At 67.8% G+C, this 14851-nt stretch carries 18 protein-coding genes; 5 read left to right on the forward strand and 13 right to left on the reverse strand.

What is annotated here, in order from left to right:
- Positions 1–14 precede the first annotated feature (14 nt).
- Positions 15–779 (forward strand): CPBP family intramembrane glutamic endopeptidase, encoded by a 765-nt coding sequence (locus AB0876_RS30780; protein ID WP_491840894.1) that lies wholly within the window; start codon positions 15–17, stop codon positions 777–779.
- Here the strand turns inward: AB0876_RS30780 and AB0876_RS30785 are convergent.
- Positions 776–1354, reverse strand: coding sequence for a CGNR zinc finger domain-containing protein (locus AB0876_RS30785; RefSeq protein ID WP_491840893.1), 579 nt, complete (start codon positions 1352–1354; stop codon positions 776–778). The two genes, AB0876_RS30780 and AB0876_RS30785, sit on opposite strands and share 4 nt — an antisense overlap.
- A 119-nt stretch (positions 1355–1473) precedes the next feature.
- Here AB0876_RS30785 and AB0876_RS30790 point away from each other — a divergent pair, with 119 nt between their 5' ends.
- Positions 1474–1947 (forward strand): hypothetical protein, encoded by a 474-nt coding sequence (locus tag AB0876_RS30790; protein WP_491840892.1) that lies wholly within the window; start codon positions 1474–1476, stop codon positions 1945–1947.
- 9 nt (positions 1948–1956) lie between these two features.
- On the opposite strand, the gene AB0876_RS30795 is transcribed toward AB0876_RS30790, so the two are convergent.
- From AB0876_RS30795 to AB0876_RS30815, 5 genes are all read right to left on the reverse strand, one after another.
- Entirely contained in the window at positions 1957–2973 is a 1017-nt protein-coding gene (locus AB0876_RS30795; RefSeq protein ID WP_526043800.1) for a zinc-binding alcohol dehydrogenase family protein, read from the reverse strand.
- Between the two features lie 13 nt (positions 2974–2986).
- Positions 2987–3289 carry a GlsB/YeaQ/YmgE family stress response membrane protein gene (locus AB0876_RS30800; RefSeq protein WP_358028167.1) on the reverse strand — a complete coding sequence of 101 codons (303 nt, stop codon included), beginning with the start codon at positions 3287–3289 and terminating at the stop codon, positions 2987–2989.
- A 146-nt stretch (positions 3290–3435) separates the two neighbouring features.
- On the reverse strand, positions 3436–4470 hold the full coding sequence (locus tag AB0876_RS30805; protein WP_491840890.1) for an alanine and proline-rich secreted protein Apa: 1035 nt from the start codon (positions 4468–4470) through the stop codon (positions 3436–3438).
- Between the two features lie 240 nt (positions 4471–4710).
- Complete coding sequence (locus AB0876_RS30810) at positions 4711–5805, reverse strand: sulfate/molybdate ABC transporter ATP-binding protein (protein WP_491840889.1); 1095 nt, start codon at positions 5803–5805, stop codon at positions 4711–4713.
- Positions 5796–6590, reverse strand: a complete 795-nt coding sequence (locus tag AB0876_RS30815) for an ABC transporter permease (protein ID WP_491840888.1) — start codon at positions 6588–6590, stop codon at positions 5796–5798. The genes AB0876_RS30810 and AB0876_RS30815 overlap by 10 nt, the downstream gene beginning before the upstream one ends.
- Before the next feature lie 178 nt (positions 6591–6768).
- Here AB0876_RS30815 and AB0876_RS30820 point away from each other — a divergent pair, with 178 nt between their 5' ends.
- From AB0876_RS30820 to ndh, 3 genes are all read left to right on the forward strand, one after another.
- On the forward strand, positions 6769–7443 hold the full coding sequence (locus tag AB0876_RS30820; protein WP_491840887.1) for an SDR family oxidoreductase: 675 nt from the start codon (positions 6769–6771) through the stop codon (positions 7441–7443).
- An 18-nt stretch (positions 7444–7461) separates the two neighbouring features.
- Complete coding sequence (locus tag AB0876_RS30825; protein WP_491840886.1) at positions 7462–8388, forward strand: LLM class F420-dependent oxidoreductase; 927 nt, start codon at positions 7462–7464, stop codon at positions 8386–8388.
- Positions 8389–8486: 98 nt separating this feature from the next.
- The gene (ndh, locus tag AB0876_RS30830; RefSeq protein ID WP_491840885.1) at positions 8487–9860 is read left to right on the forward strand and encodes a type II NADH:quinone oxidoreductase Ndh; all 1374 of its coding nucleotides are present in this window, start codon (positions 8487–8489) and stop codon (positions 9858–9860) included.
- Here the strand turns inward: ndh and AB0876_RS30835 are convergent.
- The 7 genes from AB0876_RS30835 to AB0876_RS30865 form a co-directional block, all read right to left on the reverse strand.
- The gene (locus AB0876_RS30835; protein WP_491840884.1) at positions 9857–10504 is read right to left on the reverse strand and encodes an urease accessory protein UreD; all 648 of its coding nucleotides are present in this window, start codon (positions 10502–10504) and stop codon (positions 9857–9859) included. The two genes, ndh and AB0876_RS30835, sit on opposite strands and share 4 nt — an antisense overlap.
- Entirely contained in the window at positions 10504–11190 is a 687-nt protein-coding gene (gene ureG, locus AB0876_RS30840) for an urease accessory protein UreG (RefSeq protein ID WP_526043801.1), read from the reverse strand. The genes AB0876_RS30835 and ureG overlap by 1 nt, the downstream gene beginning before the upstream one ends.
- Before the next feature lie 29 nt (positions 11191–11219).
- Positions 11220–11855 carry an urease accessory protein UreF gene (locus AB0876_RS30845; protein WP_526043802.1) on the reverse strand — a complete coding sequence of 212 codons (636 nt, stop codon included), beginning with the start codon at positions 11853–11855 and terminating at the stop codon, positions 11220–11222.
- Between the two features lie 15 nt (positions 11856–11870).
- Positions 11871–13604, reverse strand: a complete 1734-nt coding sequence (locus tag AB0876_RS30850; RefSeq protein WP_491840881.1) for an urease subunit alpha — start codon at positions 13602–13604, stop codon at positions 11871–11873.
- Complete coding sequence (locus AB0876_RS30855) at positions 13601–13915, reverse strand: urease subunit beta (protein ID WP_491840982.1); 315 nt, start codon at positions 13913–13915, stop codon at positions 13601–13603. The genes AB0876_RS30850 and AB0876_RS30855 overlap by 4 nt, the downstream gene beginning before the upstream one ends.
- Before the next feature lie 39 nt (positions 13916–13954).
- On the reverse strand, positions 13955–14257 hold the full coding sequence (locus AB0876_RS30860; protein WP_491840880.1) for an urease subunit gamma: 303 nt from the start codon (positions 14255–14257) through the stop codon (positions 13955–13957).
- Between the two features lie 72 nt (positions 14258–14329).
- Positions 14330–14731, reverse strand: a complete 402-nt coding sequence (locus AB0876_RS30865) for a PaaI family thioesterase (protein WP_491840879.1) — start codon at positions 14729–14731, stop codon at positions 14330–14332.
- Between the last annotated feature and the right edge of the window lie 120 nt (positions 14732–14851).

A 14851-nucleotide genomic window follows, 5' to 3' on the forward strand; every position in this document is an offset into this window, starting at 1 on the left:
ACGATTGCCACGTTATGTCTGATCAGAGCGCCGTGGCCGCGCACCCACATCCGCTGGTGGCCCAGCTCTCTGCGTTACATCACTTCCGCATCTATGCCGACATCGGCATCGTCGTCGTCATCCTCACGGTGACCAACCTGATCGCGCACTTCACCACCCCGTGGGCCAGTATCGCGACGGTCCCGGCCGCTGCGGTGGTCCTGTTGATCCTGGTGCGGGCCCGTGGACTGGGCTGGACCGAGCTGGGCCTGGGCCGCGAGCACTGGCGCGCGGGCGTCGGGTACGCGCTGGGCGCCGTCGCGCTCGTGGTGTCGGTGATCGCCATCGGGGCGGCGCTGCCGTGGACCCGGCCGATGTTCATGAACGACAACTACGCCACCGTCTCCGGCGCGCTTCTGGCGTCGATGGTGATCATCCCGCTGCAGACCGTGATCCCCGAGGAACTGGCGTTTCGCGGTGTGCTGCACGGAGCCCTCAACCGGGCCTGGGGTTTTCGTGGCGTGGCCGCGGGCGGTTCGCTGTTGTTCGGTCTGTGGCACATCGCCAGTTCGCTGGGGCTGACGAGCGAGAACGTCGGCTTCACCCGACTGTTCGGCGGCGGTGTGTTCGGCATGATCGCCGGTGTCGTGCTCGCCGTGATCGCCACCGGCGTCGCCGGCTTCGTGTTCACCTGGCTGCGCCGACGCAGCGGCAGCCTGATCGCGCCGATCGCCCTGCACTGGTCGCTCAACGGTGTCGGCGCACTGGCCGCCGCGCTCGTGTGGCACCTGTCGACCTAACTGCCGGCGCGTCTCCGCGCCCTGAACTCCCGGTTCTTCAGCATGTTCCCGCAGCTGGACATGTCACACCAGGTACCGCCGTGATTGCGGGACCGGTCATAGAACGCCCACGTGCATTCGTCGTTCCCACATGCCTTCAGGCGGGCCCAGGTACCGTCCCGCTGCGCGTCACGCATCACCAGCAGCAGCTCTAGCAGCCGCTCGCCCACATTCTCGCCTGCGGCTGACAACTGCACCTGCCCGTCGGGGGCCAGGTCGACCTTCGCGGTCGAGGCGTCGGTGAGTGCGTTCAGTACCGCGAGGTGACCGGCCGGCGGGGCCGGGCCGCCGCTGTGCTGGATCAGCAGTGCACGCAACGCCTCGCGCACCGCGCGTACCAGGTCGAGCTCGGCTTCCGTCGGGCTGGCTCCGGCAGCGAGCAACCCGTTGGCGGCCAGCCACGGCGCTGCGTCGTCGGGATGGGCGAGGCGATCTGTTCCGGCGGGCAGTTCGATCGTGTTGACCAAGGCCTGGATCCGGGCCAGCGGCCCGGGCGCGGGTTTGGTCTCGGTGTCGCCGGCCCACCTCGTCGTCATGACACCAGCGTACCGCCGTGACCGCTAAATTGGTTTGACTAGTCATTCATGACCGGCGTACGGTCCTAGGTAGTCATGATCAACGGACTCGGGCACCACGGAAACTACGAGGTATCGCCATGAACGACAACCGAATTTCTGCGACACCGGCGCTCACACCCCGTCATGCACCCATCCCCCGCCGCCCGTCCTTCCGGGCCCGCCTGACCGCACGGATTCGATCCGGCCGCCTCGACGCCATGCTGGCAGTCGGCACCCCGACACCCCCGGGCAGCGCCATCGCGGCCCGCGCCGCACGACTCACGTCGATCACCGAGCGTGTTGCCATCGCCCGGGTGTTGCGCCGCTGCGTACACGAGAGCGCCAACGACACCGTCGTCTGGTCGTCACGAATACCGTTGCACCGAAAGAACATTGCTGCAGCCGAGATGACGATCGATGCCATCACGCTTCGGCTGCATTCGCCGCTGCCGGTCAATGCGCGCGGGATGGCCCGCCTCAACAGGGTGATCAACGACGGGCTCGGCCCCCTGTACGCCTACGGCCACGGCGATCTCGACGGCCGACTGGGCGCCGCACTCGCCGCGCTCTGATTGCCCCGACTACCCGCGGAGCACCGCCGCGCCCGCGATGCGGCCGGCACTCAGATCGGCCAGCGCCTCGTCGGCGCGGTCCAGGGCGTACTCGGGTGTGCTGACCGCCATCCGGTGCGCGCCGGCGAACGCCAGGAAATCGCGGGCATCGGCGCGGGTATTGGCGGTCACCGAGCGGATCTCCCGTTCCTGGAACAGGTGCCGTTGATAGTTCAAGGCCGGGATGTCGCTGAGGTGGATTCCCGCGATCGCCAGGACGCCGCCACGGTCCAGGGCCGCCAGCGCAGGCAACACCAGTTCCCCCACCGGGGCGAAGAGAATGGCGGCATCCAACGGCTCGGGCGGCATGTCGGTGCTGCCCTGCACCGACGACGCTCCCAGCGCCAGGGCGAGTTCGCGGGCCCGCTCGCCGCGGGTCATCACATGTACCCGGGCTCCCTGGGCCAACGCCACCTGCGCCGTCAGATGCGCACTGCCGCCAAAACCGTAGAGTCCCAGCCGCCCGCCCGGCGGCAGGTCGGTGCGCAGCAGGGCGCGATAGCCGATGATGCCGGCACACAGCAGAGGCGCGAGCTCGACGTCGGAGTATCCGGTCGGTAACCGCAACGCGAATGCCGCGGGGACCGTGGTGAATTCCGCATAGCCGCCGTCGGCATCCCAGCCGGTGTAGAGCGAGTACGGACAGAGATTCTCCCGCCCGCGCAGGCAGTAGACACATTGCCCGCAGGTGTGCCGCAGCCACGCCACACCAACCCGATCTCCGACCGCGAACCCGCCACCCGTATCGGCACCGACCGCGACGACTTCACCGACGACCTCATGCCCGGGGATCACCCGTGGCCGGTGTACGGCCAAATCCCCTTCGGCCACATGCAGATCGGTACGACACACCCCGCACGCCAGCACCTTGACGAGCAGTTCGTCAGGCCCGGGCTGCGGGGTGGACACGGTAACCCGTTGCAGCGGATGCGAACTCACCGGACCGGGAGTGACGACCTGCCAGGCCGTCATGGTCCCCGCGTCCATCATCGACGCCGAATCAGCTGCCCTTGCGCACGAGTCCGACGAGCCAGAGCAGAATCACCGATCCGAGGATGGCGGTGAAGAGGGTGAACCACCAGCCGCCGCCTCCGGTGTTGAGGAAGAAGCTGAGCAGGAATCCACCGATGAGCGCACCGACCACGCCGATGACGATGTTCATCAGAATGCCGGAGCCACCGCCCTTGACGATCTTGCCGGCGATCCAACCGGCGATCGCACCGATGATGATGTAGCCGATCCAGCCGACGCTGGTCAGCGTGGAGGAGCGAGCCAGGATTTCGGTTGCCGCCATTACATCCATTACAGGTCTCCTACCTGTCACTGGCTATGCCCAGCGGGCTCGCTGAGCCACACCCCAGATGTACCTCCCGAACGTAACAATTCGGTTGGCCAAATGGGAACGATCGGTGCTCGCCTGCTGGATTCCGGCGTTCCGCGTGCTCCGGGTCAGGCCGGGGGCTGCATCTCCGGCGGAGCGTTGGTGACCGGAACCGGCACGCCGACACCCGGATGCGCCGGGTCGGCCGGCGGTGGCGGCGCGTTGGGGTCAGGAGCGGCCGACGCCGGCGGCGTCCACGGCCGGATCGAGTTGGCCAGGGTCGCAGCGGCCGCCTTGTCCACCGGATGGCTCGCCGAGCCCAGCCAGACCACGAACCAGCGTTCCGGAGCCCGCTGCCCGCGGGGGGTGCCAGGGGCCGGCGGCGCGCCGACCACACCGGCCCAGATCTGGCCGTTGGGCTTGTTGGTGTCGGTGAATTTCACCTCGTAGTACGAGGCGACGCCGGTGAGCCCGTTGGCGTCGAGCGGCACGGTCTCCTGATTCACCCGGGTGCCGGGGAACGGCATGAAGAACTCACCCATATCGGAGGCCAACCGGACAGCCGCCTTCGCATTGTCGGCCTCGGCGCCCGCGAACAGCTTCAGGTCCAGACGGCCCAGCAGCACGCTGGTGTCGTTCGGCGGCTCAGGTGTGCCCTCCGGCGGAAGCTTGGTCAACAGCGCCTGCCCGTACGACAACTGGGTCGAGTCGGACACCTTCCATCCGCCGGGCACGACGTAGCTGAAGCCGCCGGCGGCGTTGTCCACCCGGCCGGGTTCCGGCGCGGGGGCCGGGGCGGGAGCGTTCGGGTCGGCCGGAGCGGGCGCCGGAGCGTTCGGATCCGCGGGGGCAGGCGCGGGAGCGGCCGGGGGCGGAACGGGTGCGTTGGGATCGACGGGAGCAGCCGGAGCCGGAGCCGGAGCTCCGGGCACAGCCGGGGCGGGCGCCCCCGGGGCGGGGGCCGGCGCGGGAGCAACCGGTGCCGGCGCGGGAGCACCGGGCACAGCCGGGGCAGGAGCCGGGGCCGGGGGCACCGGCTCGGGATCCGCATACGCCACCGCCGGCAGCGCAACGGCTGCGGCGGTCGCGCCGGTCATCGCAACCAGCGCCAGCTTCTTCGACAGACCTCTGCGCCGATGTGACATCGCATCCGACTCGTCCATGGGGAAGAAACTACCGTGTTACGGCCGTGACGCAAGTGTGAGTTGCTCTTAGAGTGCTCAAAATCGAGATTGCTGTTCACAGCGAATAACCAGGTAGACACCAACATAGTTGATTGCTGACGCGCGGGTGTGTCGGGCGCCACGCCGGAGCTGGCAACCCGCCCCCGACACTGCGCGCGCCGGACCCTCAACAGGTGATTCGGACCTGCGCATGCCCGCGTTACGCGGGCGAACAGCGAGTCACTTCCGGTGCCCCGCCGGGTGAACGGCGACCTCCTGCGCCTTCACCGAGAAATACACCGTGTCGCCGGGTGCCAGCCGTAGCTCGGCCGCCGACTCCGGGGTGATGTCGGCGGCCAGGCCGGGTGCCCCGTCAGGCTGCTCATCGGCCCGCACCCGGATGCCAGGCCCCCGGCTGTCGAGTTCGGCAACCGTCACCTCAACGGTGTTGCGCGGACTTCCGTGCGGTTCGTCGCGGTACACCGAGACCGACGCCGGCGAGAACAGGGCGACGGCCGGCGCGCCGGGTTGCACATCCGTTGCCGGCGACCCGTACCAGTTCGCCTGCCATGCGGTGGTCAGCACGCCGTCGCCGGCAGCCGTGCCGCCGATCAGGTTGACGCCGGCGAACCTCGCCGCAAAATGACTCTTCGGTGTAGCCAATACCTCTGCGACAGAACCGCTTTCAACGATGCGCCCATCCTCCACCACGAGCACCCGGTCGGCCAGCGTCAGGACATCGAGCAGGTCGTGGGTGATCAGCACCGCGCACCTGCCGCCAATGGCCAGCACACGACGCAGCACCTTGCGCATCGATGCCGCCACCGCCACGTCCAGACCCGCCAGCGGTTCGTCGAGCAGCAGAACCTCGGGGTCGGCGGCCAGTGCCCGGGCCAGTGCCACCCGCTGCGCCTGACCGCCCGACAGCCTGCGGGGTCGCCGGTCGGCCAGATCGACAGCGTCGACCTCGGACAACCACCGGCGGGCGCTGTCGGCGGCGGCACGGCGACCGGCCCGGTGCCCACTGCGCGCACCGAATGCCACGTTGGCCAGCACGCTCAGGTGTGGAAACAGCAGTGAGTCCTGCAGCAACAAGCCGACCCGGCGGGCGTGCGTCGGTATCTGCATGCCGGCCGAGGTATCGGTCAGTACCCGGTCCCCCACCCGCACGCTCCCGGCGTCGAGGCCGACCAGTCCGGCAATCGCGTGCAGTGTCGTCGACTTTCCCGCGCCGTTGGGGCCGAGTATCGCGAGCACCTCCCCTGCCGCCACGTCGAATTCCACGTCCAGCCCACGGTTTTCGACGACAGCACGCACGTGAAGCGTCATGTCCATCCGCCTGCCCGCAGCCGGCGACTGCCCAGCCCGACGACCACCACCGCGGCCACCGCCACCAACAGCACCGACAACGCCACGGCGGCGTCAGCGTCGCTCTCGCGCTGCAGATAGATCTCCAGCGGCAAGGTGCGGGTCACCCCCTGGCGAGACCCCGCGAACGTCAACGTGGCACCGAACTCGCCCAGGGAACGGGCGAACGCCAGGACAGCCCCGGAGACCAGGCCCGGCCCCAGCAGCGGCAGCGTCACCCTCCACCACACGGTCCCCGGCGACGCGCCCAGCGTCGCCGCCACGACCTCGAAATCGGCGCCGGCGGTGCGCGCGGCGCCTTCCAGTGAGATGACCAGGAACGGCAGCGAGACGAAGGTCTGCGCAAGCACCACTGCCACCGTCGTGAAAGCGATGTGCACCCCGGCAGCCTCCAGGTATCGGCCCACCAGCCCGAGCCGCCCGAACGCGTACAGCAGCGCGATGCCGCCGACCACCGGCGGCAGCACCAGCGGCAGCAGGATCAACGGTCGTACGATGCGGGTGACGGAACCTCCGCTGCGGGCCAGCACCAACGCCAACGGGACCCCGAACAGCACACACAACACCGTGCTGGCCAGCGACGTCTTCAGGCTGAGCGTCAACGCCGCCGTGGACGACGGACTGGAGATCAGCGACCCGAACTGCGGCCAGTCCACCTTTGCCACCATCGCCACCAGGGGCAGCACGACAAAGATCGCGCCCACCGCGGCAGGCACATAAATCCAGCGCGGAAGACGTGGTGAATTCGTCACGACACGGCCCTACCGACCACGTCGACACAGGTCGCAGCCCTGGGTCGGATCATCTCGGCAACCTTATGCGAGCCGTCCGTGGGCGCGCCGAGTTTCCTCACCTAGCTACTGTCCAGTAACATTGGCCGATGGTCGCCCCCGTCCGGTGCGGTGACCCCCAGGTACACGGAGGTACATCATGGCGGAGGTGCTGGTCACCGGCGGCGACACCGAACTCGGCCGGGCGATTGCGGCAGGTTTCCTCGATGCCGGCCACAACGTGATCATCGCCGGCGCCCGCCGCGAGGATCTGGAGTTGACGGCCAAGCAGCTCGACATCGCCTCGATCGTGTTCGACAACACCGATCCCGCCAGCGTCGAGACCGTCCGCGCACAGTTCCCCCACCACCTCGACACCCTGGTCAACGTCCCGGCCCCGCAGTTCGAGGCCAAGGATCCCCGCACCTTCACGCTGGCCGATCAGGCCACCGCCTGGCGCCACGCGCTGGATGCCACCGTGATCTCCGCCGTGCTGACCGTGCAGATCGTGGGCGACCAGTTGCGCTCGGGCGGTTCGATCGTCAACGTCGTGCCCGCCAGCCCGCGCGAAGGCAGCATCGAGGCCGCCGTCAAGGCCGCCCTCGGCGACTGGACCGCCGGTCAGGCCGCTTACTTCGGCACCCGCGGCATCACCGTCAACGCCATCGCTCCCGGCCTCTCGGCCGAGCCCGGCTACGACGGCCTCGGCGCCACGCCACCTTCGGTCGCCGACGAGTTCGCCCGTCTCGCAGTATTTTTGAGCACGCCGGCAGCTCGCCACATCACCGGGCAGACGATGCACGTCAGCCGCGGTTCGATGGCAACCCTGGGATAGCGCGCTAGGGTCGGAGAAGTGACAATCCGACTCGGACTCCAGATCCCCAACTTCTCCTACGGCACCGGCGTTTCCGAACTCTTCCCGACCGTCATCGCCCAGGCGCAGGAAGGCGAGGCCGCCGGCTTCGACTCCGTCTTCGTGATGGACCACTTCTACCAGCTCCCCGGCCTGGGCACCCCCGACCAGCCGATGTTGGAGGCCTACACCACGCTGGGCGCGCTGGCGACCGCGACGCAGAAGGTGCAGCTCGGCACCCTGGTCACCGGCAACACGTACCGCAACCCGACGCTACTGGCCAAGAACATCACCACCCTCGACGTGATCAGCCAGGGCCGCGCGATCCTCGGCATCGGGACCGGCTGGTTCGAGCTCGAACACGACAGTCTGGGCTTCGAATTCGGCACGTTCACCGAGCGGTTCAAGAAGCTCGACGAGGCCCTGCAAATCATCGTGCCGATGCTCGAGGGCAAGCGCGCGACCTTCAGCGGCACCTACTACCGGACCGAGGAGGCATTCGCCGAACCTCGCTTCCGCGACCACATTCCGCTGATGATCGGCGGCAGCGGCGAGAAGAAGACCATCCCGTTGGCGGCCCGGCACTTCGACCACCTCAACATCATCGCGAACTTCGACGAACTGCCCCGCAAGCTCGATGTGATCCGCCAGCAGTGCGAGCAGATCGACCGGGACCCGGCAACGCTGGAGACCAGCATGCTGGTGATTGCGTTGATCGGCGAGCACTTCACCGCCGATGCCATCCCACCCGACTTCCAGCAACGCGCCGTGTTCGGCAGCGCCGAGCAGATTGCCGAACAGCTGAAGACCAAGCTCTTCGACACGGGGGTGGACGGAGTCATCCTCAGTCCGGTGACCATGGGCGGCTACGTGCCCGGCGGCATCACCGAGGTCGCCGACGCATTGAAACCCCTGATATCCGGGTAAACATTCGGTTCGGTTGCCCATCTCACCGCACAGGTCGGAATGGCGCCGACTAACCTAACGGTTATTACGAGTGGCAAACACGTTCGCGAGGAGCAGCAATGAGCCATCCCGGAGCTACGGCATCGGATCGGCATAAGGTAGTCATCATCGGATCGGGTTTCGGCGGTCTGACCGCCGCCAAGACCCTCAAACGTGCCGACGTCGACGTCAAGCTGATCGCCCGCACCACGCACCACCTGTTCCAGCCGCTGCTGTACCAGGTGGCCACCGGCATCATCTCCGAGGGCGAGATCGCCCCCGCCACCCGCGTGATCCTGCGTAAGCAGAAGAACGCCCAGGTGCTGTTGGGCGACGTGACCCACATCGATCTGGAGAACCAGACGGTCGATTCAGTGCTGTTGGGGCACACGTATTCCACCCCCTACGACAGCCTCATCATCGCCGCAGGCGCCGGACAGTCCTACTTCGGCAACGACCACTTCGCCGAGTTCGCTCCCGGCATGAAGTCGATCGACGATGCGCTGGAGCTGCGCGGCCGCATTCTCGGTGCGTTCGAGCAGGCCGAGCGCTCCAGCGACCCGGTTCGCCGGGCCAAGCTACTTACCTTCACGGTGGTGGGCGCGGGCCCGACGGGCGTGGAGATGGCCGGGCAGATCGCCGAATTGGCTGATCAGACCCTGCGAGGCAGCTTCCGCCACATCGATCCGACCGAGGCCCGGGTGATCCTGCTCGACGCCGCACCGGCGGTGCTGCCGCCGATGGGCCCGAAGCTCGGCAAGCGGGCCCAGGAACGGCTCGAGAAGATGGGCGTCGAGGTTCAGCTCGGTGCCATGGTGACCGACGTCGACCGCAACGGACTGACGGTCAAGGACTCTGACGGAACCCTGCGACGTATCGAATCGGCCTGCAAGGTGTGGTCGGCTGGTGTGTCGGCCAGCCCGCTCGGTAAGGACCTGGCCGAACAGTCCGGGGTTGAGCTGGATCGGGCCGGCCGGGTCAAGGTGGAGCCGGATCTGACGCTTCCTGGCCATCCCAATGTCTTCGTGGTCGGCGACATGGCCGCGATGGAGGGTGTGCCCGGCGTCGCCCAGGGCGCGATCCAGGGCGGCCGTTACGCCGCCAAGCTGATCAAGCGCGAGGTCGCGGGCACCAGCCCGAAGATCCGGGCCCCGTTCGAGTACTTCGACAAGGGCTCGATGGCGACGGTGTCGCGATTCTCGGCAGTGGCCAAGGTCGGCCCGGTCGAGTTCTCCGGGTTCTTCGCCTGGGTGTGCTGGCTGGTACTGCACCTGGTGTACATCGTCGGGTTCAAGAGCCGTCTGGTGACGGTGCTGTCGTGGGGTGTGACCTTCCTGAGCACCAAGCGCGGGCAACTCACCATCACCGAACAGCAGGCGTACGCCCGCACCAGGATCGAGGAACTCGAAGAGATCGCCGCCTCGGTCCAGGAGACCGAGAAGGCCGCGTCTTAGGGCCCTGGCACCTCAGGGGGCAGCCGGTCACCTTGCCAGGTGGCCAGGCTGCCACCGGCGGCCAGCGCCAGCAAGGTGCCGTGCGCCTCGAACACGGGTTCCGGATAACGCAATTCGCTGATGCACGCCCGAGGGGCGGCCAGCACGTCATCACCCACCGCGCCGCAACCGAGTTCGATCCGATGCCGCAGTAGCGGCACGGAGCCGACGTCGACATGCATCGCCGACGACCAGTTACCTTCCCGCTCACCGGATCTGCCGATCTGGACCCGTTCGCGAATCCGCACCTGGGCCGCATCGTCCAGCCGTAGTCGCGTAGTGGTGCGATGCGCCGAACCTCCCGCAACGACGGTCGGCTGCGGATCGAGATCCAACTGCCCGGCGACCTCGAGTTCCCAGTGCGCAGCCGACCGCAACGTGGCGGCACCGGGCAGCACCATGGTTGCCGCCGCGGTGCGAATCCGCAGCCGCGCACCGGGTTCCACCACCACCCGCACCGTGACGGTATCGCCGCCGAGTGGGGTGGCGGCCGTAGATACCAGGTGCACCGTGTCCGCTTCGGTGCACCGGCCGGCCAGCCCGCCACTGGCCTCGATCCGCGGCAACCGCCCCGGCGAGGCCGTGATGGCAACTTCGGAGTGCATCACGACGACGGAGCCTGCGCGACCTTCAACTGTTCACGCACCCAGGCCAGCACCGGGCCCGCGGATGGATCCTCGGTCAGTGAGATGAGCGCCGTCGGGCGGTCTGCTCGCACCTTGGCCGCATCGCGGCGCATCACGTCCAGATCAGCACCCACCATCGGGGCCAGGTCGGTCTTGTTGACCACCAACAGGTCCGAGTACGTCACGCCGGGGCCGCCCTTCCGCGGCACCTTGTCTCCCCCGGCCACGTCGATCACGAAGATCTGCACGTCCACCAGTCCTGACGAGAACGTCGCGGTGAGGTTGTCGCCACCGGATTCGACGAGGATGAGATCCAGCGCGGAGTTGGCCTCGATCAGATCGTCGATCGCATCCAGATTGGCGGTGATGTCATCGCGGATCGCGGTGTGCGGACATCCCCCGGTCTGCACCGCGGCGATCCGCTCGTCGGGCAGCACCGCATGCCGGCGCAAGAAGTCGGCGTCCTCGGTGGTGTAGATGTCGTTGGTCAACACCGCGAGCGACAGCTCGTCGCGCAACTGCCGGCACAACGCCGCCACCAGAGCGGTCTTTCCCGATCCCACCGGGCCGCCGACACCGATGCGCAACGGCTCACCGGGTTGGCGGACCCGCTTGGGCCGGTCTACGTGGGCGTGGGGTTCGCCGTCGAGGAAATGCGGTGGCATGGTGGACCTTTCGAGATGACATAACAGAATTACGAGACGAACAGCGGCCGGTCGCGTTCGGTGTGGCGTTGGGCCAGCACGTCGAGCAACGGGTCGGAAAGATCGGCCAAACCGGTGGCCGCCTCGGCCGCCACCTCGTCGCACAACCCGGACAGCTCGAAGGTCAGGGCCGCGACATCGGCGGGATCCAAGGCGAGCAACCGCTGCGCGGCGGTCGCCGAACCGGTCATCGTGGTGTACACCACCGACAGGGCGGTCTGGTCCGGATCCAGTGCTGCCGCCGCCCCGACCGCACCGGCGGCCACCGGCAGATGTGGCCGGGTTCCGAGTGTGTCCCACGGCTGCTGCGGCCAGACCCGCCGAGCCAGCCGGACCAGTCCGCGCCCCTGGGCGCGGGAGGCCTCCCGCGCCGCCGGAGCCGGGGTACGGGCGTCGGTTTCGGCGTCGGCGGCCCCGGCGTCCAGAGCACCGGTGTGCACCGCCACCGCCAGCGAGGCTGCGACCACCCCGTTGGTACGGATGCGCCGGACCAGGTAGGCGCGCAACGTTGCGACGTCGGTGAGCAGACCGCTGGTGACCGCCTCCTCGACGCCGCCGGAATGCACGTGGCCACCGGTCGGCAAGCGTGAATCGGCCAGGGTCAGAAGCGTTGCCAGGCTGCTCATCTATCGGCCACTCATCTAGAACAGGAAATATCGTTGAGCCATGGGCAGTTCGACCGCGGGCTGCTCCTGCCACACCTGCCCGTCGATCCGCACGGTGAAGGTGTCCGGATCGACCTCGATGCGGGGCATCGCATCGTTGAGGGGTAGGTCTGCCTTGCCCCGACCCCGGACGTTCCTTACCGGAACCAGCCTGCGCCGCAGACCGAGTCGGGCGGCAAGGTCGTCTTCGATGGCCGTAGGCGACACGAAATGCACAGCCAATCCGGCCGCGACGGTGGGATGGGCGCCGAACATGGGCCGCGGCAGCACCGGTTGCGGGGTGGGAATAGAGGCGTTGGCATCGCCCATCGCCGCCCAGGCGATCATGCCGCCCTTGAGCACCGCGTGCGGCCGCACTCCGAAGAACGCGGGTTCCCACAACACCAGGTCGGCGAGCTTGCCGACCTCGATAGACCCGAGTTCGTGGTCTATGCCGTGCGTAATAGCCGGGCAAATAGTGTATTTCGCGACGTACCGGCGTACCCGGTAGTTGTCGTTGCCTTTGGCGCCGGCGGTGTCGCCTTCAAGCGCACCGCGCCGCTTCTTCATTACATGGGCGGTCTGCCAGGTCCGCATCACCACCTCACCGATACGACCCATGGCCTGGCTGTCGCTGCCGATCATCGAGATGGCCCCGATGTCGTGCAGCAGGTCTTCCGCGGCGATGGTCGACGGCCGAATCCGGCTCTCGGCGAACGCCAAATCCTCAGGGACGGCTGAATTGAGGTGATGACACACCATCAACATGTCGAGGTGCTCATCGAGGGTGTTGACGGTGTGCGGCCGCGTCGGGTTGGTGGAGCTGGGCATGACGTTCGGATGGCTGGCCACCGTGATGATGTCGGGCGCGTGACCGCCGCCGGCTCCCTCGGTGTGGTATGCGTGGATGGCCCGGCCATTGATGGCCGCCAAAGTGTCCTCCACGAAACCCATTTCGTTGAGGGTGTCCGAGTGCAGAGCCACCTGCACGTCCGCCTCCTCGGCCACCCGCAAACACGCGTCGATGGCGGCCGGGGTGGTGCCCCAGTCCTCATGCAACTTGAATCCAGCTGCACCACCGCGCAATTGCTCCCACATGGAGGCCGGGTTGATGGTGTTTCCCTTGCCCAGCAACAGGATGTTCATCGGCCAGCCGTCGAGTGCCTGCAGCATGCGCCCCAGGTGCCAGGCGCCGGGCGTCACGGTGGTGGCTTTACTACCCTCCGCCGGCCCGGTGCCACCGCCGATCAGGGTGGTGATACCGCCGCCGATCGCCTCCTCCATCAGCTGTGGACAGATGAAGTGGACGTGACAGTCGATGCCACCGGCCGTCACGATCCGGCCGTTGCCAGCGATGATCTCGGTGGAAGGCCCGACCACCAGATCGGGATGTACACCGGACATGATGTCGGGGTTGCCGGCCTTACCGATCCCCACGATGCGTCCGTCGCGGATGCCGATGTCGGCCTTGATGATTCCCCAGTGGTCGATGATCACCGCACCGGTGATGACGGTGTCGGGTGCGCCGTCGGCGCGGGTCGCCCTCGACTGTCCCATCGACTCGCGCAGCACCTTGCCGCCGCCAAACACCGCCTCGTCGCCGGCGCGTTCGGGTCCGCCACTGCGGTCCTCGGTGATCTCGACGAACAGGTCGGTGTCGGCCAGCCGGATCCGGTCACCGGCGGTGGGGCCGAACAGAGCGGCGTACCGCGTCCGGGACAACGACGTCACGATGCATCCAACTTTCCGGGTGGGGTCAGTGACAGTCCGTACACCTCGCGGGTGCCGCCCAGCGGCACCAATGAAACCCGCTGGGCCACACCGGGTTCGAAGCGAACCGCAGTCCCGGCCGGGATGTCGAGACGGTGCCCGCGGGCGGCGGACCGGTCGAAGTCCAACGCGCCGTTGGCCTGCGGCAGGTGGACATGGCTGCCGACCTGCACCGGACGGTCACCGGTGTTGACCACGTCGAGGATCAGCCGCGGCGCACCGGCATTGAGCGCGATGTCGCCGTCGCCGAACACGATCTCCCCTGGCACGATCGATGCACGATCCGCCTTCGGCTTCTCGCTGGCCATCGATCAGGCGATCGGATGATGGACGGTGACCAGCTTGGTGCCGTCGGGGAAAGTGGCCTCCACCTGGACGTCGTCCAGCATCTCGGGCACACCCTCCATGACCTCCCCGCGGGTGAGTACTTCGCGTCCGCTCACCATCAACTCGGCGACCGTGCGGCCGTCACGCGCGCCTTCCAGCAGATGATCGGTGATCACCGCGACGGCCTCGGGATGGTTGAGCAGCAGGCCGCGAGCCTGTCTGCGCCGCGCCAGATCTGCGGCATACGAGATGAGCAGGCGGTCCTGCTCATGCGGGGTCAAACGCATAGTGCGCGATATTGCCATGGCGAGCGGGTTTCGGCAGCGCTCGCTCGGCCTGCACGACCGGCGCCGGAAGCGCTACTCCGCGATGTTCTGCAGTCGCACCTGCCCGCGCGCCACGAGCTTGTCGTTGTCGTCGGTGATCGTGATCAGCCAGAGCTGCTGTCGGCGGCCTCGGTGGATCGGGGTGGAAACCGCTGTGACGGTGCCGGATCCGATGGCGCGCAGGAAATCGGTGTTGTTGTTGACCCCGACCACGGTGCCGCCGCCGTTCTCCGACAGCCAGATGTGGCCCGAGACGCTGGCCAGACTTTCGACGATCGAGCAGTACACGCCGCCGTGGACGATGCCCCAGGGCTGCAGCAGCTTGTCGTGAATCGTGAGCTGCGCGCGGCCGCCGTCGGGGGTGAGCTCGAGGTAGGTCAGGCCCAGTTCGGTGTCGAAGCCTTTGCCCAGACCTTCGGGGATTTCAGTGGTCACAGTCCTCGTGTCTACACGGGGTATTGAGATAAAGATGCGGGCGGGTCCCGCGTGTAAAACGCGGGACCCGCCCTCGAGCGGACCGGGGGTCTCTGCAGCCCTCAGGACTCCGGCGCGGTC

It is taken from the genome of Mycobacterium sp. NPDC049093 (genome assembly GCF_040704635.1).
GTDB lineage: Bacteria > Actinomycetota > Actinomycetes > Mycobacteriales > Mycobacteriaceae > Mycobacterium.